This is a genomic window from Aeromonas sp. 601039 (assembly GCF_049174415.1).
In the GTDB taxonomy this organism is placed as follows: domain Bacteria; phylum Pseudomonadota; class Gammaproteobacteria; order Enterobacterales; family Aeromonadaceae; genus Aeromonas; species Aeromonas veronii_A.
This window is the reverse complement of the sequence record NZ_JAAKTL010000032.1, coordinates 1-23,159: the sequence shown is the minus strand read 5'-3', so window position 1 is coordinate 23,159 and position 23,159 is coordinate 1. Positions and strand designations below refer to the sequence as shown.

At 60.4% G+C, this 23,159-nt stretch carries 20 protein-coding genes and 1 tRNA gene; 12 read left to right on the top strand and 9 right to left on the bottom strand.

Annotated elements, in window-relative coordinates:
• Window positions 1-106: 106 nt before the first annotated feature.
• Window positions 107-1,180 (top strand): quinolinate synthase NadA, encoded by a 1,074-nt coding sequence (gene nadA, locus G5195_RS18920; protein ID WP_421223779.1) that lies wholly within the window; start codon window positions 107-109, stop codon window positions 1,178-1,180.
• A gap of 70 nt (window positions 1,181-1,250) precedes the next feature.
• On the opposite strand, the gene G5195_RS18915 is transcribed toward nadA, so the two are convergent.
• Window positions 1,251-2,117 carry a D-hexose-6-phosphate mutarotase gene (locus G5195_RS18915; RefSeq protein ID WP_247823463.1) on the bottom strand — a complete coding sequence of 289 codons (867 nt, stop codon included), beginning with the start codon at window positions 2,115-2,117 and terminating at the stop codon, window positions 1,251-1,253.
• Between the two features lie 86 nt (window positions 2,118-2,203).
• On the bottom strand, window positions 2,204-3,199 hold the full coding sequence (gene gap, locus G5195_RS18910; protein WP_005335708.1) for a type I glyceraldehyde-3-phosphate dehydrogenase: 996 nt from the start codon (window positions 3,197-3,199) through the stop codon (window positions 2,204-2,206).
• Between the two features lie 348 nt (window positions 3,200-3,547).
• Here gap and malQ point away from each other — a divergent pair, with 348 nt between their 5' ends.
• From malQ to msrB, 4 genes are all read left to right on the top strand, one after another.
• On the top strand, window positions 3,548-5,737 hold the full coding sequence (gene malQ, locus G5195_RS18905; RefSeq protein ID WP_128816048.1) for a 4-alpha-glucanotransferase: 2,190 nt from the start codon (window positions 3,548-3,550) through the stop codon (window positions 5,735-5,737).
• A gap of 82 nt (window positions 5,738-5,819) precedes the next feature.
• A complete protein-coding gene (gene glgB, locus G5195_RS18900; RefSeq protein WP_421236389.1) occupies window positions 5,820-7,997 on the top strand; it encodes a 1,4-alpha-glucan branching protein GlgB in 2,178 nt (725 codons plus the stop codon).
• On the top strand, window positions 7,997-10,153 hold the full coding sequence (gene glgX / locus G5195_RS18895) for a glycogen debranching protein GlgX (RefSeq protein WP_219296176.1): 2,157 nt from the start codon (window positions 7,997-7,999) through the stop codon (window positions 10,151-10,153). Before glgB ends, glgX begins: the two co-directional genes overlap by 1 nt.
• A 68-nt stretch (window positions 10,154-10,221) precedes the next feature.
• The gene (msrB, locus tag G5195_RS18890) at window positions 10,222-10,608 is read left to right on the top strand and encodes a peptide-methionine (R)-S-oxide reductase MsrB (RefSeq protein ID WP_040068248.1); all 387 of its coding nucleotides are present in this window, start codon (window positions 10,222-10,224) and stop codon (window positions 10,606-10,608) included.
• Between the two features lie 73 nt (window positions 10,609-10,681).
• Here the strand turns inward: msrB and chrA are convergent, their stop codons facing one another.
• Complete coding sequence (chrA, locus tag G5195_RS18885) at window positions 10,682-11,833, bottom strand: chromate efflux transporter (protein ID WP_421223782.1); 1,152 nt, start codon at window positions 11,831-11,833, stop codon at window positions 10,682-10,684.
• 73 nt (window positions 11,834-11,906) lie between these two features.
• Window positions 11,907-12,362 carry a nucleotide triphosphate diphosphatase NUDT15 gene (locus G5195_RS18880; protein ID WP_040068245.1) on the bottom strand — a complete coding sequence of 152 codons (456 nt, stop codon included), beginning with the start codon at window positions 12,360-12,362 and terminating at the stop codon, window positions 11,907-11,909.
• 206 nt (window positions 12,363-12,568) lie between these two features.
• Between G5195_RS18880 and G5195_RS18875 the strand changes: the two genes are divergently transcribed.
• On the top strand, window positions 12,569-12,796 hold the full coding sequence (locus G5195_RS18875; protein WP_216952052.1) for a hypothetical protein: 228 nt from the start codon (window positions 12,569-12,571) through the stop codon (window positions 12,794-12,796).
• Window positions 12,797-12,941: 145 nt separating this feature from the next.
• A complete protein-coding gene (locus tag G5195_RS18870) occupies window positions 12,942-13,259 on the top strand; it encodes a hypothetical protein (RefSeq protein WP_202005344.1) in 318 nt (105 codons plus the stop codon).
• 131 nt (window positions 13,260-13,390) lie between these two features.
• Here the strand turns inward: G5195_RS18870 and G5195_RS18865 are convergent, their stop codons facing one another.
• Both G5195_RS18865 and G5195_RS18860 read right to left on the bottom strand, forming a co-directional pair.
• Window positions 13,391-13,867: an Lrp/AsnC family transcriptional regulator gene (locus tag G5195_RS18865; protein ID WP_005304871.1), complete on the bottom strand. Its 477-nt coding sequence runs from the start codon at window positions 13,865-13,867 to the stop codon at window positions 13,391-13,393.
• A 311-nt stretch (window positions 13,868-14,178) separates the two neighbouring features.
• A complete protein-coding gene (locus G5195_RS18860) occupies window positions 14,179-14,802 on the bottom strand; it encodes a helix-turn-helix transcriptional regulator (RefSeq protein ID WP_100645115.1) in 624 nt (207 codons plus the stop codon).
• A 106-nt stretch (window positions 14,803-14,908) separates the two neighbouring features.
• Between G5195_RS18860 and G5195_RS18855 the strand changes: the two genes are divergently transcribed.
• Entirely contained in the window at window positions 14,909-16,138 is a 1,230-nt protein-coding gene (locus G5195_RS18855) for an MFS transporter (RefSeq protein WP_421236388.1), read from the top strand.
• 110 nt (window positions 16,139-16,248) lie between these two features.
• On the top strand, window positions 16,249-17,067 hold the full coding sequence (locus G5195_RS18850) for a Cof-type HAD-IIB family hydrolase (protein WP_111900214.1): 819 nt from the start codon (window positions 16,249-16,251) through the stop codon (window positions 17,065-17,067).
• A gap of 51 nt (window positions 17,068-17,118) precedes the next feature.
• Here G5195_RS18850 and G5195_RS18845 read toward each other — a convergent pair whose 3' ends face one another.
• A complete protein-coding gene (locus tag G5195_RS18845; protein WP_005362971.1) occupies window positions 17,119-17,682 on the bottom strand; it encodes a DUF2799 domain-containing protein in 564 nt (187 codons plus the stop codon).
• 206 nt (window positions 17,683-17,888) lie between these two features.
• On the opposite strand from G5195_RS18845, the gene G5195_RS18840 reads away from it, so the two are divergent.
• Together G5195_RS18840 and G5195_RS18835 are read left to right on the top strand one after the other, a co-directional pair.
• Complete coding sequence (locus G5195_RS18840; RefSeq protein WP_421236387.1) at window positions 17,889-18,728, top strand: isopenicillin N synthase family dioxygenase; 840 nt, start codon at window positions 17,889-17,891, stop codon at window positions 18,726-18,728.
• Window positions 18,729-18,939: 211 nt separating this feature from the next.
• Complete coding sequence (locus G5195_RS18835) at window positions 18,940-20,253, top strand: sodium-dependent transporter (protein ID WP_005335722.1); 1,314 nt, start codon at window positions 18,940-18,942, stop codon at window positions 20,251-20,253.
• A 3-nt stretch (window positions 20,254-20,256) separates the two neighbouring features.
• On the opposite strand, the gene G5195_RS18830 is transcribed toward G5195_RS18835, so the two are convergent.
• Window positions 20,257-20,976 carry a substrate-binding periplasmic protein gene (locus tag G5195_RS18830; RefSeq protein ID WP_421172715.1) on the bottom strand — a complete coding sequence of 240 codons (720 nt, stop codon included), beginning with the start codon at window positions 20,974-20,976 and terminating at the stop codon, window positions 20,257-20,259.
• Window positions 20,977-21,407: 431 nt separating this feature from the next.
• On the opposite strand from G5195_RS18830, the gene G5195_RS18825 reads away from it, so the two are divergent.
• The gene (locus tag G5195_RS18825) at window positions 21,408-22,721 is read left to right on the top strand and encodes a sodium-dependent transporter (protein WP_005362979.1); all 1,314 of its coding nucleotides are present in this window, start codon (window positions 21,408-21,410) and stop codon (window positions 22,719-22,721) included.
• 361 nt (window positions 22,722-23,082) lie between these two features.
• On the opposite strand, the gene G5195_RS18820 is transcribed toward G5195_RS18825, so the two are convergent.
• A tRNA-Val gene (locus G5195_RS18820) sits at window positions 23,083-23,158 on the bottom strand.
• Between the last annotated feature and the right edge of the window lies 1 nt (window position 23,159).

The following is a 23,159-nucleotide window of genomic DNA, read 5'->3' as shown; positions in this document are numbered from 1 at the left end:
ACTTGAGTATATTCGCCCACTTGCGCTTCACCCGATTTGTTGATGGGTTTGTGGCAGGCTTCTGGTTATAATTTTTGCCTTCCCGAGCGTTGATGGAACAGTCGCAATGAGCAATGCACTGAGCAGTGTCCCGCCGGTAGTCGCGATGGACTACCCCTTTCCGGCCAAACCTCTTCCCCTGAGTGCCGAGCAGAGAACGACCTTGACCACAGAAATCAAGGCGCTGCTCAAGGAGCGCAAGGCGGTACTGGTCGCCCATTACTACACGGATCCCGAGATCCAGGCGCTGGCCGAAGCCACCGGCGGTTTCGTCGGAGACTCACTGGAGATGGCCCGCTTTGGCCGCGATCACGAGGCACAGACCCTGATCGTCGCCGGGGTACGTTTCATGGGCGAGACCTCCAAGATCCTGAGCCCCCACAAGCGGGTGCTGATGCCGACTCTGGAGGCCGAATGCTCCCTCGATCTGGGCTGTCCCATCGAACAGTTTTCCGCCTTCTGCGATGCCAATCCCGACCATACCGTGGTGGTCTATGCCAATACCTCGGCATCCGTCAAAGCACGGGCTGACTGGGTGGTGACCTCCAGCATTGCACTGGAAATCGTCGAACACCTCGACAGTCTGGGTCACAAGATCATCTGGGGCCCGGATCGCCATCTGGGTGCCTATATCGAGAAGAAAACCGGGGCGCAGATGCTGCGCTGGCAGGGCCACTGCATCGTCCATGACGAGTTCAAGGCCCGTGCCCTGCGCGAGCTGAAAGAGCAGACTCCGGACGCCGCCGTGCTGGTTCATCCGGAATCCCCCGCCTCGGTGATCGAGCTGGCCGATGCGGTGGGCTCCACCAGCCAGCTGATCAAGGCGGCCAAAGAGCTGCCCCAGCAGAAGCTGATCGTGGCGACCGATCGGGGCATCTTCTACAAGATGCAGCAGGCCTGTCCGGAGAAAGAGATGGTGGAAGCACCGACCGGTGGCGATGGCGCTACCTGCCGCAGCTGCGCCCATTGCCCCTGGATGGCGATGAACGGTCTGGTGGCGATCAAGGAGGCCCTCACCGATGGTGCCGAACGCCACGAGATCCATGTCGACGAAGATCTGCGGGTCAAAGCCTTGATCCCCCTCGATCGGATGCTCAATTTCGCCGCCGAACTCAAGCTCAAGACACAGGGCAACGCCTGATTGCCGCCGTCACGAGATGCAAAGAGGGCTCCCGCGGGAGCCCTCTTTATTTATCTGAAACTCATCCTGATCAGATGATCACGGTAGAGAGACTGTGCTCTTCATCCGGCGCAACGGTCACACCCGCCTCACTGGCGATAGCCGCTTCGACGCAGAGCATGGTGCGATAGCCATCGTCGCTCATGTCGGCCATGGCGGTGGCCCCTTCCAGCCAGGGGGTCCAGACCACCACGCTGTCGTGGTTGCCACTGACAACCCGGGTCTCGCGCTCACCATCCTGCACGCTCACCAACGCCTCTGGCTGCCAGTAGACCCGATCCAGCGGCCCGCTCAGGGTCAATGTACCCTGCTGCTTGGCATCCTGTCCGGTCAGCTTGTCGGCATAGGGCTCGCCCAGACCGCTCACGCTCACCGCCTCCGGTGCGCTGATCTGCAAATAGGTGTGCAGCGCACCGCTATAAGTCAGCGGCTGGCTACCGGTGTTGCGAGTGGTCAGCACCAGCGAGAGCTCTTTGCCAACCAGCACATCCAGCTCCAGCTCGAAGGCTTGATCCCACAGGGCGCGGGTTGCGTCGCTGTCGCGCAGGGAAAGATGAACGAGCGTGCCATCGGCGTGATCGGAGACCCCGTCCAGCATCCAGAGGGTGGTACGGGCAAAACCGTGGGAGGGCTTGCCGCTTCCGACGCGGGCGGGCGCCGGACCAAACCAGGGCCAGCAGATCGGGATACCACCGCGAACAGGCTTGCTGCCATCCAGCACCGCCTTGTCACTCAACCAGATGGAGGCCGGCTCGCCATGACGCTGATAGCTCAGCACATGGGCGCCAAACAGGCTGATCTCGGCCTTGGCATAGTCGTTGTTGATGGTGAGAACCGGCAGACCGGCGGCATTGTTGGCAAGCTTGCAATTGGCTGTCAGGGGACGAATGGATTGCATGTGGACTCCTGTCATCAGGGGAAACCGAAAAACAAAAAGGCGGCCAATGGCCGCCTTTTTCAAGCTACGCGATTGCGCATCCCAAATTACTTGGAGATGTGAGCGATCAGATCCAGAACTTTGCTGGAGTAGCCCATTTCGTTGTCGTACCAGGATACAACTTTAACGAATTTGTCGTTCAGCTGGATACCAGCCTTGGCGTCGAATACGGAGGTCTGACGCTCACCCAGGAAGTCGGTAGATACAACTTCGTCTTCGGTGTAGCCCAGAACGCCTTTCATAGCGCCTTCGGAAGCAGCTTTCATCGCTTCGCAGATTTCTGCGTAGGTGGCAGCTTTCTTCAGGTTAACGGTCAGGTCAACAACAGACACGTCCGGAGTCGGAACACGGAAAGCCATACCGGTCAGCAGGCCTTTCAGTTCCGGGATAACTACGCCAACAGCTTTGGCAGCACCGGTAGAGGACGGGATGATGTTCTGAGCCGCACCGCGGCCACCGCGCCAGTCTTTGGCAGACGGACCATCAACGGTCTTCTGGGTAGCAGTGGTAGCGTGAACGGTGGTCATCAGGCCAGACTCGATACCGAAGGTATCGTTCAGAACCTTGGCGATCGGTGCCAGGCAGTTGGTGGTGCAGGAAGCGTTGGAAACGATGTCCTGGCCAGCGTAGGTAGAGTCGTTAACGCCCATTACGAACATCGGGGTGGCGTCTTTGGACGGGCCAGTCAGAACAACTTTCTTGGCACCAGCAGCGATGTGCTTACGAGCAGTCTCGTCGGTCAGGAACAGACCGGTAGCTTCAGCAACAACGTCAACACCGATTTCGCCCCACTTCAGGTTGGCCGGGTCACGCTCAGCGGTAACACGTACGGTTTTGCCGTTTACAACCAGGTTGCCGTCTTTAACTTCAACGGTACCGTTGAAACGACCGTGAGTTGAATCGTACTTCAGCATGTAAGCCATGTAGTCAACATCGATCAGGTCGTTGATACCAACAACTTCGATGTCTGCACGCTCGCAAGCCAGACGGAATACGAAACGACCGATACGGCCAAAACCGTTAATACCTACTTTGATAGTCATATTTAGTTACCTAACTGTTCAGTAGTCAAAGAAAATTCCGCTTGTAAATTTACTAGAACTCTCCGGTGAGTCAACCAACATTCTGTCTGAAATTGCGCTATATCATGAAAAACTGTGAAATTAATTTTCTGTTTATGTAACTGATTACCACGTTTTGACGAAAAAAGTGCCAGATCGTGGCATCGCGCAGATATCAACAATAGTGCCTACTCGGTCACACAACCATTCACAGAGATATGTAAAAATGTGCGCGGTTTAGCATGGCCCATAGAGCCACTGTTCAAGTACCACCCCATAAAAATCAAACAAAATAGTATAGATAGAATCCACAGCGGGAATTCTCAAACTATGACCACCCTGATTGAACAGCTGGCTGCCGCAAAAGGTATCGCCAGCGAGTATGTCGATGCCTGGGGCCACCCGGCCCAGGTATCAGAAGAGAGCAAGGCCGCCATGCTGGGCGCCATGGGCTACCGCGTCGATGACGAGGCCGCACTGGTGCAGCAGCTGGAAGAGGAGCATCGCCAGCACTGGCTGCGGGCGCTGGATCCTGTGATGGTGGTTCGCACCGGCGACGCCGTTACCCTTGAGGTTCGCCTCCCCATCGAATTCGTCAACGACGCCCTCACCTGGCAGCTCCAGCAGGAGCAGGGTGCAGTGCTGTCTGGTCAATTCACCCCCATCGAGGGTGAGCTGGTCGGCGTGGCCGAATTTGAAGAGATGGAGTGCCAGGCCTATCGCGTCACTCTGGATATGGCCCCGGAGCTGGGCTATCACCAGCTGGTGCTGCTGGAAGAGGGCAATGACGAGCCGCTGGCCACCATGCGCCTCATTGTCGCCCCCAAGGCCTGCTACAAGCAGGCGCCAATTGCCGATGGCCGCAAGGTATGGGGTCCGAGCGTGCAGCTCTACTGCCTGCGCAGCCGCCACAACTGGGGTATCGGTGATTTCAGCGATCTGGGCCAGCTGGTTGAGAAAGCCGCCGCCTGGGGTGCTCACTTCGTCGGCCTCAACCCCATCCACGCCCTCTATCCGGCCAATCCGGAGAGCGCCAGTCCCTATAGCCCCTCTTCCCGTCGCTGGCTCAACGTGGCCTATATCAATGTGGAAGCGGTGCCCGAATTCCAGCAGAGCGATCGCCTGAAGGCGGAAGTGGCAAGTCCTGCCTTCCAGCAACATCTGGCCGATCTGCGCGCCAAAGAGAATGTCGATTACACCGGCGTGATCCAGACCAAACTCGGCATGCTGCGTCAGGTGTTCGACGAAGCCACCCTGAGCGCCGAGCGTCAGGCCGCCTTTGATGCCTTCGTGGCCGCCGGTGGCGACAGCCTGCAACAGCAGGCAGCATTTGATGCCCTGCAGGCCCACTTCTATGCCAAAGGCGAAAATGCCTGGGGCTGGCCGGTATGGCCGCAGGAGCTGCGCGATTACCACAATCCTGCCGTTGCCGCCTGGATGGCCGAACACCCGCAAGATGTCAACTTCTACCTCTACCTGCAGTTCCTAGCTGATGAACAGCTGGCGCAAGCCGATGCCCGTGCCAAGGCTGCCGGCATGGTGATGGGTATCTACCGGGATCTGGCGGTGGGCGTCTCCGAAGGCTCCACCGAGATCTGGGCCAACCAGGATCTCTACTGCCCGAAAGCTTCGGTCGGTGCGCCACCCGATATCCTCGGCCCACTCGGTCAGAACTGGGGCCTGCCCCCGATGAACCCGAACAAGCTGTTTGAAGCGGCCTATCAGCCGATGGTGGACTTGTTCCGTGCCAACATGCGCTCCTGTGGCGCACTGCGCATCGACCACGTGATGGCCTTGCTGCGCCTGTGGTGGGTACCGCCCGGAGCGTCCGCCGCCAAGGGCGCCTACATCTACTATCCGGTCAACGATCTGCTGGGCATTCTGGCCCTCGAATCCCACCGCAATCAGTGCCTGCTGATCGGCGAGGATCTGGGTACCGTGCCGGAGGGGATCGACGTGACCCTGAAAGAGAACGGCGTTCACTCCTACAAGGTGTTCTTCTTCGAACGCTCCAAGGAAGATGGTGGCTTTATCTCCCCGGCGCACTATACCGAGCAGGCGATGTCGGCCCTGACCACCCACGACATGCCGACCCTCAAGGGCTTCTGGCATTGCGACGATCTGGCGCTCGGCCGTCAACTGGGTCTGTATCCGGATGAAGATGTATTGAAGACTCTGTATGCTGATCGTCACCAGGCCAAACAGCGGATCCTCGACAGCTTGCATGCCCACAAGGTCATCTCTGACAACATCAGTCATGACGTGAACTGGGTAGGCATGAACACCGAACTCAACCACGGTCTGCAGATCCATATGTCCCGCGGCAGCTGCGCCCTGTTTAGTACCCAGCTGGAAGACTGGCTGGAGATGGACAAGCCGGTCAACGTACCGGGCACCAGTTACGAATACCCCAACTGGCGCCGCAAGCTTTCCGCTGATCTGGAAGATATTTTTGCCAATGAGGCACTCAAGGCACTGGCTGGCAAGATGAGCCAAGCCCGTGATGAGGCCAGTCGTTGAGACGCTGTCTCCCACAGCGTTCTCACCTAAATCCACTCCGGCTTCGGCCGGAGTGGATGCTCTGTCATGAAAGGAAATCTCGATGCTCGTTGAACGTTTGGTTGCTGCCCGCTGTTCCGATCCCTTCTCTCACTTAGGCCTGCAGGCCAATCCGGATGGGCCCGGCCTCAAACTGACCGCCTGGTTGCCTGATGCCCTCGAAGTCCGCGTCAAGGATCTCAAGTCGGGCAAAGTCGTTGCCACCCTGGCGCCCACCGATGAATCGGGTCTTTTTGAAACTGTTTTCACCCGCCGCAAAAACTCCTTCCCCTATCAGCTGATCGCCAGCTACCAAGATGCCACCACCGAGGTCATCGACCCCTATCAGTTTCAGGATGCCGCCTGGGCAGGCCTGGCCGAACTGACCGCCCAGCCGGAAAACCTCTATCACACCCTTGGCGCCCAGCTGCGCACCGTGGAGCATCTTGGCCAGCAGGTGGAGGGGGTGCGTTTTGCGGTCTATGCGCCGAGCGCCACCGCCGTGAGCCTGATCGGCGATTTCAACTTCTGGGATGGCCGCCGCCACCCGATGCAGCGCAGCCTCTGCGGTCACTGGGTGTTGTTTGTGCCGGGCCTCAAGGCCGGGGATCGCTACAAGTTCGAGCTCAAGGATCCCATGGGCAACCGGCTGCCCCACAAGAGCGACCCTGTCGGTTTCTACTGCGAGCAGTATCCGTCGTTCGCCTCCGTGGTCTATGACCACGCCCAGTACCAGTGGCAGGATGCCGAGTGGATTGCCAGCCAGCACAACGACAAACGCGAGCAGCCGCTCTCCATCTATGAGCTGCACGTCGGCTCCTGGAAGCGCCACCCCAACGGCGACAGCCTGAGCTGGCGCGAGCTGGCAGTGGAGCTGGTCGCCTACGTCAAGGAGATGGAGTACACCCACATCGAGCTGCTGCCGGTCTCCGAGCACCCCTTCAGCGGCTCCTGGGGCTACCAGCCGGTGGGCATGTTCTCCCCTACCAGCCGCTACGGCACCACTGATGATTTCAAATACTTCGTCGACCAGTGCCACCAGGCCGGCATCGGCATCATTCTGGACTGGGTGCCCGCCCACTTCCCGTCCGATGCCCACGGCCTGGCCCGCTTCGATGGCACCCCGCTCTACGAATATGAAGATCCGCGCCGTGGCTGGCACCCGGACTGGAACTCCTACATCTACGACTTTGGCCGCGACACAGTGCGCCAGTTCCTGGTGGCGAGCGCCCTGTTCTGGCTCGACAAGTTCCACATCGACGGACTGCGGGTGGATGCGGTCGCCTCCATGCTCTATCTGGATTACTCCCGCAACGCCGGTGAGTGGGTACCGAACGTCGATGGCGGCAACCACAACTACGAGGCGATCAGCCTGCTCAAGTGGACCAACGAGGAGGTCTATGGCAAGTATCCCCACGCCATGACCATCGCCGAAGAGTCCACCGCCTTTGCCGGTGTCTCCCGCCCCACCTTCCTCGGCGGCCTCGGCTTTGGCTTCAAGTGGAATATGGGCTGGATGCACGACACCCTCACCTACATGCAGAAAGAGCCGATCCACCGCCGCTACCACCACAACGACATGACCTTCTCCATGGTTTACCACTATGACGAGAACTTCATCCTGTCGCTCTCCCACGACGAGGTGGTGCACGGCAAGCACTCCATGCTCTACAAGATGCCGGGCGACGAGTGGCAGCAAGCAGCCAACCTGCGGGCCTACATGGGTTTCATGTACGCCCACCCGGGCAAGAAGCTCAACTTCATGGGCACCGAAATCGCTCAGAGCAACGAGTGGAACCACGACGCCCAACTGCCGTGGCATCTGCTGCAATATCCCAAGCATGCCGGTCAACAGCGACTGATCCACGATCTCAACCACCTCTACCGTCATGAGCCTGCCTTGTATCAGGCCGATTATGAGCAGACCGGCTTCCGCTGGCTGGATCATAACGATGCCGACAACAGCATCTTTGCCTGGCTGCGGGCGGACAAAGAGGGCAAGCAGGCTATTGTGGTGGCTTGCAACTTCACCCCGGTGCCTCGTCTCGAATATCGGATCGGCGTCCCAGCTGAGGGCCACTATCGGGTGATGCTCAACACCGACAGCGAGTATTACTGGGGCAGTAACTATGATGTAGGTCTGGTGTTCGCTGCCGAGCCGACCCCCTGGCAGGGGATGGCGCACAGCATAGTGCTGGATCTGCCGCCGCTGGCGACCTTGTTTATCAAACAGGAGTCTTGATGCTTGTAATGGAAAAAGGGGTGGGCCACCCGCTGGGGGCCCGCCTTGACGAGAACGGTTGCCACTTCTGCGTCTGGGCCCCCCAGTCGGACAAGGTGGAGATCTGCCTGTACGACGAGCAGGAGCAGGAGCTGATGCGGCTGGAGTTGCCCGGCCGCCGTGGCCAGTATCGCTTTGGCTACGTGCGCGGCGTAAAGGCCGGTCAGCGCTACGGCTATCGGGTCTATGGTACCCCGCAGGAGGGGATGCTGTTCGATCCGCAAAAACTGCTGATCGACCCCTACGCCAAGGCGCTCAGTCGTCCCACCTACTGGGATGAAGCCCTCTATCAGGGGGACAGTGCCGGGATGATTGCCAAGTCGGTGGTAGTGGATGACAGTTTTGACTGGCAAGGGGTTGGCAAACCCGGGATCAGCCCGGCCCGCACCATTATCTACGAGACCCACGTCAAGGGCTTTACCAAGCAGCACCCGGGGATCCCCAAAGCGCTGCAGGGCACCTACCTTGGCATCTGTCACCCGCTGGTTATCGAGCACATGAAGAGCCTCGGCATCACCTCGGTGCAGCTGATGCCGGTGGCCGCCTTCATGTCGGAACCGCGACTGGAGCAGCTGGGACTCACCAACTACTGGGGCTACAACCCCATCGCCTTCTTCGCCCCGGAGCCGCGTTACAGCACCAGAGCAGACGAGGCGGTGACCGAGTTCAAGACCATGGTGCGCGAGCTGCACCGGGCCGGGCTCGAGGTGATCCTGGATGTGGTCTACAACCACACTGCCGCCTCGGGCTTCGACGGCCCTACCCTCTCGTTCAAGGGCTTTGACAACGCCGGTTACTACGCCTTCGAAGCGGGCCCCCACGGCCCGGACTACACCCGTCACGCCAACGTGACCGGCTGTGGCAACAGCGTCAATCTGGATCACCCCAACACCCTGCGACTGGTGCTCGATGCTTTGCGCTACTGGGTCACCGAGATGCAGGTGGACGGCTTCCGTTTCGATCTGGCGGTGACGCTGGCGCGGGAAGCGGGGGAGTTCGAGCCCATGGGCGCCTTCTTCAAGGCAGTGATGGCCGATCCTGTGCTGTCACAGGTCAAGCTCATCGCCGAACCCTGGGACATCGGCCCCTTCGGCTACAGGCTGGGTCAATTCCCGAGCCAGTGGCAGGAGATCAACGACCGCTACCGCGACACGGTGCGCGCCTTCTGGCGCGGTGATGCGGGCAAGATGGGGGACTTCGCCACCCGGCTGGTGGGTTCGCGGGATATTTTCCCGAAGAACTGGCGATCGCCCCACACCAGCGTCAACTACCTCTGCTATCACGACGGTTTCACTCTGGAGGATCTGGTCTCCTACAACCAGCGCCACAATCAGGCCAATGGTGAGGACAATCGGGATGGCCACGGCAACAACCTCTCCTATAACCACGGGGTAGAGGGCCCGACTCTGGATCCGCGGGTCAACAGCCTGCGCCAGCAGCAGAAGCGCAATCTGATTGCCACCCTGCTGCTCTCCCAAGGCACTCCCCACTTCCTCGCCGGCGACGAGATGGGACGCAGCCAGCTTGGCAACAACAACGCCTACTGTCAGGACAACCAGATCAGCTGGGTCAACTGGCAGTGGCGACCGGAGGATGAGCGCCTGTTCGCCTTCACCCAGCAGATGATGGCGCTGCGGGCAGAGTCCTGCGTCTTCTCCAATCTGCAACTGAGCGACGACAGCTGGAATGGCACCCCGTCCAGCTGCCATCAGGTCAACTGGTATCACCCGGACGGCCACCAGCTCACCGATCAGGATTGGCACGCCCCCATGGGGCAGGCGTTCGCCATGGATATCGGCATGATCAACTGTGTCGGCGAGCGCTGGTACGTGCTGTTCAACGCCAGCGATTACGATATCCAGTTCCGCCTGCCACCGCCGGGGGAAGGGCTGGAGTGGATCCAGACCATCGACACCGCCACCAACGATGGCCTCCCCTTCCTGCCGGATGACATCAAACGGCAGGTGGCAGTCGGCCGGGCCCACTCCCTCAAACTGCTGGAGCGGGTGGCGCTGGCCAGCACGGCAGAGGATGCCCAGCCACCGCAGCAGGAAATTCTCCCTGCATCCGGTGAGGAGATGGTTGCCACCTCGATCACAGATACAGGCAAAGCATAAGAGGCATGCTGGAGTCAGCTTTACGGAGCCGCTATGCTGGGCTCCGGTATGGATGGCAAGGAGTCGGTATGAGCAGTAACAATCCGGAACAGTGGCGCAGCAAACTGACCGCCGAGCAGTTTCACGTCTGCTGGGAGAAGGGCACCGAGCGCCCCTACAGCGGCGCCCTGCTCCACAATCGCAAGAGCGGCGACTACCTCTGTGTCTGCTGCAAGAGCGTGCTGTTTCACTCAGGAGCCAAGTTTGATTCCGGCTGCGGCTGGCCCTCGTTCGACAAGGCCATCGAGGGGACGGTAGAGTACACCGAAGACAACAGCCACGGCATGAAGAGGGTGGAAATCACCTGCCGCCAGTGCGGCTCTCACCTCGGTCACGTCTTCCCCGACGGACCGACCGAGACAGGCCAGCGCTACTGCGTCAACAGCCTGAGTCTGGATTTCGATCCCGACGCTTAAGCGGCTGACCCATTGCAATAAAAACGGCGCCTCCATCACGGAGGCGCCGTTTTTTATCGGGATTTCACCGGCTTCACGCCAGCAGGATAGCAGCCATCACCAGCAGGGCCGCGATGGCCGGCACCGGCAACTTCAACACCCGCAGCAGATAAAAGCCGATGGCCGCCAGCGCCAGATCTCTCGGAACCAGCACCGCACTCTGCCACACCGGCTGATAGAGCGCCGCCAGCAACAAGCCCACCACGGCGGCGTTGATGCCGGTGACGGCCCCCGCCAGACGGGGCCGGGCCAGCCACTGTTGCCAGCAGGGGCCCACCGCCCAGAGCAGCAGAAAACCGGGCACAAACAGCGCCATGGTCGCCAACAGTGCCCCGATCATCGGCATCTCTGGCTGCAACTGGGCGCCAAGATAGGTGGCAAGGGTAAACATGGGGCCCGGCACCAACTGGGCCAGGCTGTAACCGGTCAGAAACTGCTGCTCGTTGAGAGTGTGTCCCACGCTCTCTTGCAGTAGCGGCAACACCACATGGCCACCGCCAAACACCAGACTACCGGCGCGATAGAAGTCGGCAACCAGCTGGCCAATCGGGCTACCGAGCAGCGGCAGACCGATAAAAAGGACGCCAAACAGCAACAGGGTCGGCCAATGAGGCTGACTGCTGGCGGCAGAAGGCAGCTCAGCGGTGGCTGGCACACTGCCCGCCCCGCGCTGGCTGCGGGCGCAGATCAGCGCCGCTCCCGCCAGCATCAACAGTTGAGTCAGCAGACCGGGCTGCCACCAGAGTGCAGCAGCGGTCACCACCATGATCCCTTGGGTCACTCCAGTGGCACAGAACTGACGACTCATGGTGAGCACCGCATCGGCCACCACGATGAGCGCCAGCAGCTTGAGGCCGTGCAGCGCCGCATCAAGCCACAGATTGCTGCCCAGCTGGCCGATGCCGATCGCAGCCGCCAGTAGCAGAAGAAATGAGGGCAGCGTGAAGCCAACAAAAGCAGAGAGCGCCCCGCCCAGACCGGCGCGATGACGACCGATGGCGAAACCAAGCTGGCTGGAGGCGGGTCCCGGCAGCAGCTGGCACAGCGCCAGCAAGCGGGCAAATTCGGCCTGTGTCAGCCAGCCGAGCCGCTGGACGAAGGTACGCTGGAAATAGCCGATATGAGCGGCCGGACCACCAAAGCTGATGCAGCCCAGCCATAAAAACTGAATAAATACCTGTCCCACGCTCTTCTCCCTCATCCCTCTTCTCCCGATGGAGAGGAGATATTATGACAGCGCGATGATCGTTTTATGACAATCAGACTGATTCGGCCGACACCATGGGCACATCACCCGGCAGATAGCAGCGCCCCGCCAGCCAGCAAGCGATGGATTGGCGGCTGGCGTCGAAATGGGGCTCGGGCAACTCGCGCGGATCGCACCAGACCCAGCCTTCGCACTTCTCCGGCTCCAGCAGTTGCGGCTCACCATCGGCCTTAGCGTGCAGCGTCACCGAGATATAGTGCAGCCCGCTCTCGCGCCATGTCTCCAGATTGTTGGTCACCGCCACCACCTCGGGCCCGTGGATCTCAAGTCCCGTCTCCTCGGCCACCTCGCGGATCGCCGCCGACTCGAAGCTCTCCCCCAACTCCAGATGACCACCCGGGATCGACCAGTAGGGGGCATGGCTCCCTTTGCGTTTGCCAAGCAGCACCTGGCCTTGGGCGTTGGTCAGGATGACGCCGACCCCGACGCGGGGATAGAGAGTGGACATGAAAACGCTCCTTCAATCAGGCAATAAAACGGCCTCACCTTAGGCCCAAGGAGGGCACAGGGCAAGCCCCGGCTGCACGGCACCTGCGGCCGTCAGTGGTCCCCCCCCTTGCCCCTTAACCGGTTATCACTGATGCTGGGGAGTGAAGCCCGGATGGAGAGGTCATCCCCATCCTCTCAGTCCCCCATTACCCCGAGGAGTCCGCCATGAAAAAATTGCTCCCCCTGTGCGCCCTGCTGCTCACGGCTTGCCAAACCACGCCGCCCCCCAACTCGCTCGCCATCGATGATGCCGACGCCTGGCAGGCCATTTGCAAAGATGGCACCCGGGTTCGCGCCGTGGTGGCAGAGGGGATCTGTGGGGATCATCGTGGGGTAGCCATGTGGACGAATAAGCCAAGAGAGGAACGGATGGCAGAAGAAGCCGCCAAATAGTGTGATCTAGACACCATAAAATGACACTGCCGGCCAATTGGCCGGATTTTTTCGCGATCTCGCCAGCACTTTGCCACCTTGTTCATGGTGCGCTCAGTTTTCTGTTCCCATACTGGCCCTACAGTTCCAAAAGAGGAGAGACAAGATGCAAACATCCATCGTCGGGCTCTCCATTCTGTGGGGGCTAGCCAGTTTTGGTGTTCAGGGGGATTTCATCGAGAGCCGTGATTCCGTTGCGCCATCCTGGCAAGCCGAGTCCAGAGTGGAGATGGAAGGTTATCTGATTGAATCGCTTGGCGAAGATCGCTGGCTGTTCGACAACGGCAGCGAGAGCCTGCTGGTCTCACTGCCCGAGGGGCAATGGGTGCCGACCGGCGAGCGGCTGCGGGTCAGCGGCGAACCGCTGCAGGAGCAGAGCGGCTGGCTGCTGCAGGTGGCAGACATCAGCCAGGTCAGCGTCTGACAGCGGCAGTCGCCCCGTCACCGCGACAGCTAATCCAGACCCGATAACCACTACCGAATAACCAAGAGCGAATAGCAAAAGAGGAGGCCAGTGGCCTCCTCTTTCTGTTTATATAAGCGGCTTGCGCGGGCTCACCCCAGATGGTTGAGCGGTAGTGCCGTCTTGTGCTTGATGCGACGCAGCACGAAGCTGGAGCGCACTCCGGTCACCCCCGGAATATGGGTCAGCTTGTCCAGCAGGAAGTGCTGATAGTGCTCCATGTCGCGCACCACCACCTTGAGCTGGTAGTCGGCATCATTACCGGTGATGAGATCACACTCCAGCACTTCGGGCAGTTCGCTGATGGCGCGATCGAAGTTTTCGAACCGCTCGGGCGTGTGTCTGTCCATGGAAATGTGAATGTAGGCGGTGAGGGTGAGGCCAAGCTGGCGGGCGTTGAGCAGAGTAACGTGGGTGTCGATGAGACCGGCATCCTCCAGCGCCTTGACCCGGCGGGAGCAGGGGGACGGCGAGAGCCCGACCAGCTCGGCCAGTTCCAGATTGCTGATGCGGCCATTCTCCTGCATCAGCTCGAGAATATGTCTGTCTATGCGATCAAGTTTCAGCATCTACCCTTCCTCGTTGCAATGACTAATCCACTTTTCCTAGATTAAGGGTGAACTATTGCAAAAACAACCGAAAAAAGTGGTTACTTTGCAACCACTCACCGGCACGGGAGGGATACTATGGTTACATCTTCCGGTGGCAAAGCAGATACCTGACCGGGTCTCTGCGGTGAAGGACCTTACCGGGTCAAGAGCCCCATCAGCCGTCTTACCTTATCGGGAAACGACGGGCTGGAACGAGAGAACCCCCTCCCCGAAGGCAACAAAGCAGGCATCCCGGCGCCTGCTTTGTTGTTTTTGGGCGTTTGACGAAATCAGAGCGCGGGCGGCGTGATGCGATAGAGGCAGCGATGCGCCCCCTCCAGCAGATATTGCTCCCGCTCCACCCTCGCCGGCGCCAGCAGCTGGCGAAACAGCGCCAGTTCGCTGCGACAGAAACCGCGGCAGGTGCGCGCCGCCGCACAGATGGGACAGTGGCTCTCCCACAGCAGCCAGCTGCCATCCTCTTCGCGGCGGATCTCCGCCATGTAGCCCTCGCGAGTACGCAGCTCCTTGAGCGCCGCCAGCCGGCCAGAGAGACCATGGGACCCCAGCGCCTCCTGATAGCGAGCAAGCATCTGCAGCTCCCGCTGCTGGATCAGCCGCTCCATCCCCTCCTCGCCAAACAGCTCGCGCACGTTGTCGATCAGTTGCACGGTCAGGTCGCTATGGCTATCGGGGAAGCGCTGCCAGGCCTGCTCGGTGAGCTGCCACAGCCGCACGGGACGACCGCGCCCGCGCGCCTCGTCGCTGAATGTAACCCACCCCTCCTGCTCCAGCGTGAGCAGGTGCTGACGGGCGCCCATGGAGGTCATCTGCAACTGCTCCCCCAGCGCGGCGGCGCTCTGCGGGCCATGGCTCTTGAGCAGAAACAGGATCTTGTCGGTGCTTGCGTTCATGGTCTCATTATGGGGATCGCCCTTTATTAAATCAACAATTCACTTTACTTAATCCCATCTATGAATCAGCATAAATAAACAAATAACTTTACTTAATGGGTGCAACATGGAGAAACACGGGCACAAAAATCCCCTCTGGGTGCTGGTCATGACGGTCACGCTGGCAGTTGCAGGCTTCAGTCTCCCCTCCCCGGTATTGGCACCCTTGCTGCTGGATCCGGCCCACGGCATGCTGACGCCGGAAGCCTCCGACTGGAGCCGCAAGGTGTGGCTGGGGGTCATCATGGGGCTCTATCCCCTGTTCCAGCTGGTGGGCAGCCCCTGGCTCGGTCGCCTCTCCGACCGCTATGGCCGCAAGCCACTGCTGTTGCTATCGCTGGCGGGGGTGCTGGCAGGCTATGCCCTGATGGCATTCGGTATCGCCTGGCGCTCACTCCCCCTGTTGCTGCTCAGCCGGATTGTGGAGGGGCTGTGCAACGGCAACATCGCCATCGTGCAGGCGATGGCGGCGGATCTCGCCGGCAAGGAGCACAAGGCGCGCAGCTTCGCCTGGATCAACATCGGCATGAATCTGGGCTGGGTAGTGGGGCCGGTGATCGGGGGCTACGCCGCGGTGATCTCGGGGGATTACAGTCTGGCGGCCTGGCTAGCCGTCGCGATGACCCTGCTCAACCTGCTGCTGGTGCTCTGGCTGATCCCCTGTCGTCCGCCGGTGGCGGCCACCCTTCAGGCCGCGACTCTCTCCAGCCGCCAGTTGCTGCTGCAACCGGCCCTGCTGCCCTACTTCGCACTCACCCTGATCAGCTATGGCGCCGTGCAGCTCTATTTCACCTACTTCAACATCTGGCTGGTAGAGCGGCTGGCCTGGGATCCGGCCCAGCTGGCGCAGGCGGCTGTGCTGGTGAGCCTGCCCATGATGGCGGGCTCCTGGCTCGGCTCCCGCATCGCCCGTCACTGGCGCGGCAGCTCCCTCGGCATTGTCGGCCATCTGGTGATGGCGAGCGGCATGCTGCTCTTTATCCTGCCCGTGCACTGGTGGGGACTGGCGCTTACCTTCGTTCCCGCTGGCATCGGCATGAGTCTGGGGGAGCTGGCCACTTCGGTGGCGATCTCCAACCGCAGTCACCCGGAGCAACAGGGGCAGGCGATGGGGCTCTACCGCGCCCTCGCCGTAGGCAGCGAGATCCTGGCGGTGCTGCTCGGCAGTCTGGTGCTGCTGGCCGGTACCGAGTGGCCCTTCTATCTCGCCACCCTCTGCTCCCTTGCCAGTGCCGCCGGTTTCTATCTGCTGCGTCGCCGTGCCGACCGTCGTCAACAGCTGGCCAGCTGCACCTGAGCCACGAAGGGATCACAGTTCGGCGCTTCGGCTGCGGGCAAGACTTGCATCGGGGCGCCGGGTCTGGGACGGTAAAGCTCTTTGCGGATTTGTTCGATGCTGGAGGAGCTATGAGTGAGTACAAGGCCATCGCGCTCGATATGGATGGCACCCTGCTGACCCGGGATCACAAGATCTCGTCGGCCACCCGGGCAGCCCTGGCGCAAGCCCGCGCCCACGGCATCAAGGTGCTGCTGGTCACGGGACGCCACTACATGACGGCACGCCCCTTCCACCACGAGCTGGCCCTCGACACCCCCCTCATCTGCAGCAATGGCGCCTATCTCTATGATCCGGTGCAAAACCGGATCCTCAGCGGCGACCCGCTGGCGGCTGCCCCGCTTACCGAGCTGCTGGCCGCGGTCGAGGCGCAGCAGATGGGCGCCCTGTTCCACCTGAGCGAGGGGATCGGCTACATCGGCTGCGAAGAGCATGTCACCCGCATCCGCCATTGGTCGGCCAATCAGCCAGACCACCTCAAGATCGCCCTCCACCCGGTCGAGGAGCTGGCAGGCTGGCTCGACAACCCGGTCTGGAAACTGGAGCTGTTCAATCAGGATCCGGCACGCCTGCACACCTTTATGGGCGAGGTGGTCGAGCAGATGCCCTTTACCCGCGACTGGGCGGCCCCCTATGCGGTGGAGCTGGTACAGCCCGGTTGCAGCAAGGGCAACCGGCTTGCCCAGTGGGCAGCCAGCGAAGGGATTGCGATGGAGCAGGTGGTGGCGTTTGGGGATAACAACAACGACATCAGCATGTTCGAGCAAGTTGGGCTGGCGGTGGCCATGGGCAATGCGGCCCCGCAGATCCAGAGCCATGCCCATCGGGTCACGGCCGACCACAACGAAGATGGTATCGCACTGGCACTGCAGCGCTGGGTACTGCCCTGATCTGACAAGATGCAACATGGCCAGCACGCGGGCTGGCCATGAAGAGAGGGATTAACCGCCGAAGGAGAACTGGATCACCCGATCCGGATAACGCAGACGGTTGTACTCCCGGCGCAGGGATTCGTAGTGGCGAATGGCTCGATCGCGCTTGGCACGGTAGTAGTCGCGCTGTTCCGTGTTGGTTTCGTTGCGGATGCTGCGTTCAAGCGTATCGATATCCCGCTCGGTACGCTCCAGCTCGTCGCTGATCTCCCGCAGGCGGGCAGCCAGTTTGTACTCTTCGTAGCCACGCTGATACTGCTTGAGGAAGCTGGCGTCATTGGGGCATACCCCCAGATAAGCCTGCCCCTCCTTGCCCTTGCTGTAAGCCAGCTCGGGAATGCAGTAGAGCTCCAGCCCCTTGTCGTAGCCCCGTTTCCACTCGGCCTCATCCACTTTGAGGCCATATTCGCTGCAAGACGAAACGTAATCGCGGGTCGCCTGACGGGTTTTGCCTTCCGATCCATCCTGATAACCCAGGTTGTACCAACTCATGGTACGGCACTCATCTTCTGACAGGGCACTGCATCCCGCCAGCAATACCGGCAGGGTCAGCAACAGGATTTTGGGGGACATGAACAGACTCCGGAAAAGATAGTGAGCGGCATTCTAGAGAGGATAAAAGGCCATAACAAGGGATGCGCCCCCGTGTGATCTGGCGCGGTTTATTTGATGCTTTTGTCACTATTCAACGCAGTGCCAGACGGGCGGCCAACCCGCTTTCCTTGTTATCAGGTGCAAGGTAAACTGCGCCATCTTTTAACTGGCGCGCAACAAAAACAATGAAAGTCCTGACCGTCGATTACCGCTCACCCGATGCGGCCCAACGCTTCACCGAATCCCTGCGAACCACCGGCTTTGGCGTGCTGACCAACCACCCCATTCCGAAAGAGCTGGTGCAGTCCATCTACGACAACTGGTATCGCTTCTTCATGAGCGAGCAGAAGCAGGATTTCCTGTTCAACCGCGAAACCCAAGATGGCTACTTCCCGCCGTCGGTCTCCGAGGTGGCCAAGGGCCATAGTCAGAAAGACATCAAGGAGTACTTCCACATCTACCCCTGGGGCCAGATACCGGAAGAACTGAAGGAGCAGGCGATGGAGTACTATCGCCTCGCCAACGGTCTGGCCGCCGAGTTGCTGGGCTGGGTCGAGCAGCACACCCCGGCCGATATCGCCGCTCACTACAGCTGCCCCCTCTCCTCGATGATCGAAGAGAGCCAGAAGACTCTGCTACGGGTGCTGCACTATCCGCCGTTCGATGGCACCGAGGAGCCGGGCGCCATCCGCGCCGCCGCCCACGAGGATATCAACCTGCTTACCATTCTGCCCGCCGCCAACGAGCCGGGGCTGCAGGTGAAGGGTTCCGACGGCGAATGGATGGATGTGCCGTGTGACTTTGGCACCCTCATCATCAATATCGGCGACATGCTGCAGGAGGCCTCTCGCGGCTACTATCCCTCCACCACTCACCGCGTCATCAACCCGACCGGTGGCAGTGCCAGCAAGTCACGCATCTCGCTGCCGCTGTTCCTCCACCCGCGCCCGGATGTGGTGCTCTCCGAGCGCCATACCGCCCACAGCTACCTGATGGAGCGGCTGCGGGAGCTCGGGGTGATCTAGTCCGCCGACGAACAGTTGTCAGAGACCAAACCGGAGCAATCTCGCTCCGGTTTTTATTTGGTGGCAGGATTGGGTAAAAAACAGAATTAAATTAGACAATCGTGCCAATAAATCGCATTTATACCTGATAACCGTCGTAGTGATTGCGCCGTGACCTCCGTAACATGAGCGCCATTCTGCCCCTGCCAAGGGGCGCTCGATTGGAGTTCTTATGAAGCAGTCCCAATGGTCATCCCGACTCGGCTACATCCTCGCTGCAGCGGGTTCCGCGGTCGGTATCGGCGCAATCTGGAAATTCCCCTATGTCACAGCCGTCAACGGCGGCGGCGCCTTCCTGCTGGTCTTTCTGCTGTTCAGCTTCACCCTGGGGGTGGCGGTACTGATGGGGGAAACCCTGCTCGGCAGCATGAGTCGCCGCGGGGTAGTCGGTGCCTTCTCCGATCTGCTCGGCAAACAGTGGCGATGGGTTGGGGTAATGGGGGTGATCTCTACCCTGCTCATCTACTGCTTCTACAGCGTGGTGGGCGGCTGGACCCTGGGCTATACCGGCATGGCCATCTCAGGCCAGCTCAACCATGGGGATGCGGCGGCCCTCACCGCCCGCTTCAATGACTATGTCAGCGGCGACGTCTGGCCCATTCTCACCCATCTGCTGTTTGCCGCCCTCACCTGGATGGTGGTGCAAGGCGGCATTCAGAAAGGGGTGGAGCGCACCCTGCGCTGGATGATGCCGGCCCTGTTCCTGATGATCCTGATGCTGGTCGCCTTTGGCCTCACCCTGCCCAATGCGATGGCGGGAGTACGTCACTTCCTGATGCCCGACTTCAGCAAGCTGGGGATGTCTGGCGTGCTCGATGCCATGGGACTGGCCTTCTTCTCCCTCTCCATCGGTCTGGGCATTCACACCACCTACGGCGCCTATCTGCCGACCAGCGAAGGGGTTGGTCGCTCCAGCCTCTGGGTGGTGCTGCTGGCCAGCATGGTGGCGGTACTGGCGGGGCTGATGATTTTCCCGGTGCTGGCCTCGACCGGTATCGACCCGGCCTCCGGCCCCGGTCTCACCTTCATGACCATGCCGGCGGTGTTTCAGCTGCTGCCATTCGGTCAGGTGCTTGAGGTGATCTTCTTCGCCCTGCTGGTCTTTGCGGCGCTCTCCTCGGCCATCTCCCTGCTGGAGCATTTGCAGTGCTTCCTGTGCGAGACCTGGGGCTGGTCACGCCGCACGGCCTGCAGCGCCATCACTGGATTCGTCATGGTTAGCGGTGTTCCGGTCAGCCTGTCGTTTGGCCCGTTGCAACACGCCACCCTGTTTGGCAAAACCATTTTCGAGTTGCTGGACTTTGTCACCTCCAACCTGATGATGCCGCTGTTCGGCCTGATGCTGACGCTGCTGCTGGGCTGGAAGCTGGGGCGCAAGGCACTGCCGCAGGGGATTGCCAGCCACTGGCATCACCTGCTGATGAACTGCTGGCGCTGGATTGCCCCCTTGCTGATCGGCGGGATCTTGATTCGCGGTCTGGTGTGACGGTTACTCTTCGCGGGTGGGCTCATCGGCCCGCCCCTGGGCGGCTCTGACGGCATCCAGGGCATGCTGCCAGCGGGTGATCTCGGCATCATCCGTTCCCTTGGAGAAGACGATATAGAGACCGGCCTGATGGAGCAGCACGCCACTGCTGACGATGCTGCGCCGGGATAACCCCATCTTGTCGAGGGTGGCCTCCATCACCAGCTCCGCCATCGGCAAGGCATCGATCTTGCCCAGCATCAGCCGCTCTATCGCCTCCCCGACCGTCTTGTAGCGCACCAGATTGGTGTAGCCCTCATGACTCAGCCGCACATCATCGGCATTACCCAGCACTACCCCCACTCTGGGCAGATCCCGCAGCTGTGCCAGCGAGGTCAGCGGGTGGCGACTATCGGGCGCCTGATAGATAAAGACCCGATTGATAAAGAGCGGGCCAACCCATTTGAAATGGGACTCCCGCTCCGGGAGCCGCTGTACCACGAACAGTCCATAGCCGGGCTCGACCCGTGCCAGCGCCAGCGCCCGCTTGAGCGGGTAAATCCGCACCGGATAGCGGGTGCCAAGCTCCTCCTGCACCTCATCGATCAGGCGAATGGCAAATCCGTCGAGCTTGCCGTCGCGGTATTCGGTAAAGGGGGGTAAGTCGTGACTCAGCAGGGTTAATCCGGGCTGCGCCGACACACTCAGGCTGATCAGTAACCAGGGCAGCACCATCCATCTCATACGATATCCTGTCTCATCGTTGTTCCCGTCAGTGCCATGTAGCGGTCACTAGTTCCAGAAGAAGCTACGTCGATTATCGCCCAGTAAATAGCCACAAGGTAGAAAAGATACGGCCCGGCAACGCGCTCGCCGATTGAGTTGTACGTAAGTCAGAGTGGTGACAGCGGCACACATAAAAAAATTTTGATTTTATGTGTCAATTATTCTTTCCATGGTTTAGGCTGTTTCCTCATTCATAAGTCAGGTTGCCACCTCATGTCTGCCATCCTCGTGCTGTTTGGTCGATTTTTTAGCTCGCAAGAGAGGTGACCTTGCACGCACAGTTTTTCTGAATGTTCATTGCAAAGGTCGCCTCAGGCGGCCTTTTTTATGGTCTGTCGTTTATTGCTACAGAGGAGTATTGCTTCGATGTCGTGTTACCCGGAGGTTGTATGAGCCAGGTTCAGTGGTCTTCCCGTCTCGGTCATGTGCTGGCCGCAGCAGGCACAGCGATTGGCCTTGGTGCCATCTGGAAGTTTCCCTATGTGACCGCCACCAATGGCGGTGGTGCCTTTCTGCTGGTGTTTCTGCTGTTCAGCTTCACCCTGGGGGTAGCGGTACAGGTCGGCGAAACTCTGCTCGGCAGCCATAGTCAGCGCGGGGTGCTCGGCGCTTTCCGCAAACTGGTGGGGCCGAACTGGCGCTGGATGGGGTATATGGGGATCGCCTGCGGCTTCTTTATCTACAGCTTCTACAGCGTGGTCGGTGGCTGGACCGTGGGTTACGCCGCGCTGGCGATGGCTGGCAAGCTCAACCTGAGCGAGGGGAGCGCCCTCACCGCCCTGTTCAACGGCTATGTCAGCAACCCCTGGTGGCCGGTGCTAACCCATCTGATCTTCGCGGGCCTGACCTGGTGGTTCGTGCAAGGGGGTATTCAGAAAGGGGTGGAGCGGGCACTGCGCTGGATGATGCCCGCGCTCTTCATCATGATGCTGCTGCTGGTGGGGGTCGGTCTCTCCATGCCGGGCTCCATGGCGGGTGTGCGCCAGCTGCTGCTGCCGGACTTCTCCATGCTGACCGGCCAGAGCGTGCTGGACGCGCTGGGGCTGGCCTTCTTCTCCCTCTCCATCGGGCTCGGGGTACACACGACCTATGGCGCCTACCTGCCCAATAGCGAAGGTGTGCTGCGCTCCGGCGTCTGGGTGGTCACTCTGGCAAGCCTTATCTCGGTGCTGGCGGGCTTGATGATCTTCCCGGCGCTGGCCTCTACCGGCATAGACCCCACTGCCGGGCCGGGTCTCACCTTTATGACCATGCCTGCCGTGTTCAGCCATCTGCCGTTCGGTCAGGGACTGGGGGTGGTCTTCTTCCTGTTGCTGCTGGTCGCCGCGCTCTCCTCCTCCATCTCCATGCTGGAGCATCTGGTGCGCTTCACCACCGAGGAGTGGGGTTGGTCGCGCCGTGGCGCCTGCCGGGTGTTGACCCTGCTCATCATGGCCTCCGGCATTCCGGTGAGCCTGTCGTTCGGCCCATGGAGCGATCTGACCCTGTTTGGCAAGACCATCTTCGAGTTGCTCGACTATCTCACCTCCAACCTGATGATGCCGCTGTTTGGTCTGGTACTGACCCTGCTGCTGGGCTGGCGCCTGGGTGATGCCATTCTCCCTGTGGGCCTGTCACCCGCCCTGCGTCTGGCGCTGCTCTGGTGCTGGCGCGTGGTGGCGCCGCTGCTGATCAGCGGGATCCTGATCCGCGGGATCATGTAGCACCTTGCGCATCTTTGCGGGCAGGCCTTGGCCTGCCCTTTTTATTGCTGGCGTTTGCTTTATTACAGGCGTTCATATGAGCAGCATCACGATGGACAGGAGTGCAGTCGGGCAATCTCGGAAGAGCAGGATGAAGAAGGGTCGGAGTGGCAGAGTGGCAGAGTGGCAGAGTGGCAGAGTGGCAGAGTGGCAGAGTGGCAGAGTGGCAGAGTGGCAGAGTGGCACAATAAGAGGTGGCGTTCGGCTCGCCACACCGGCAACAGAAGAAGTTGAAGTACTGAATTGCGGGCAAAAAAAATCCCCATCTGAGTGGGGACTTTCTCAGCAACTGAAGCTGATATCTCAGCTTCGCTTGCGAATATGGTGGTCGTTACTGGGATCGAACCAGTGACCCCCTCCTTGTAAGGGAGGTGCTCTCCCAGCTGAGCTAAACGACCT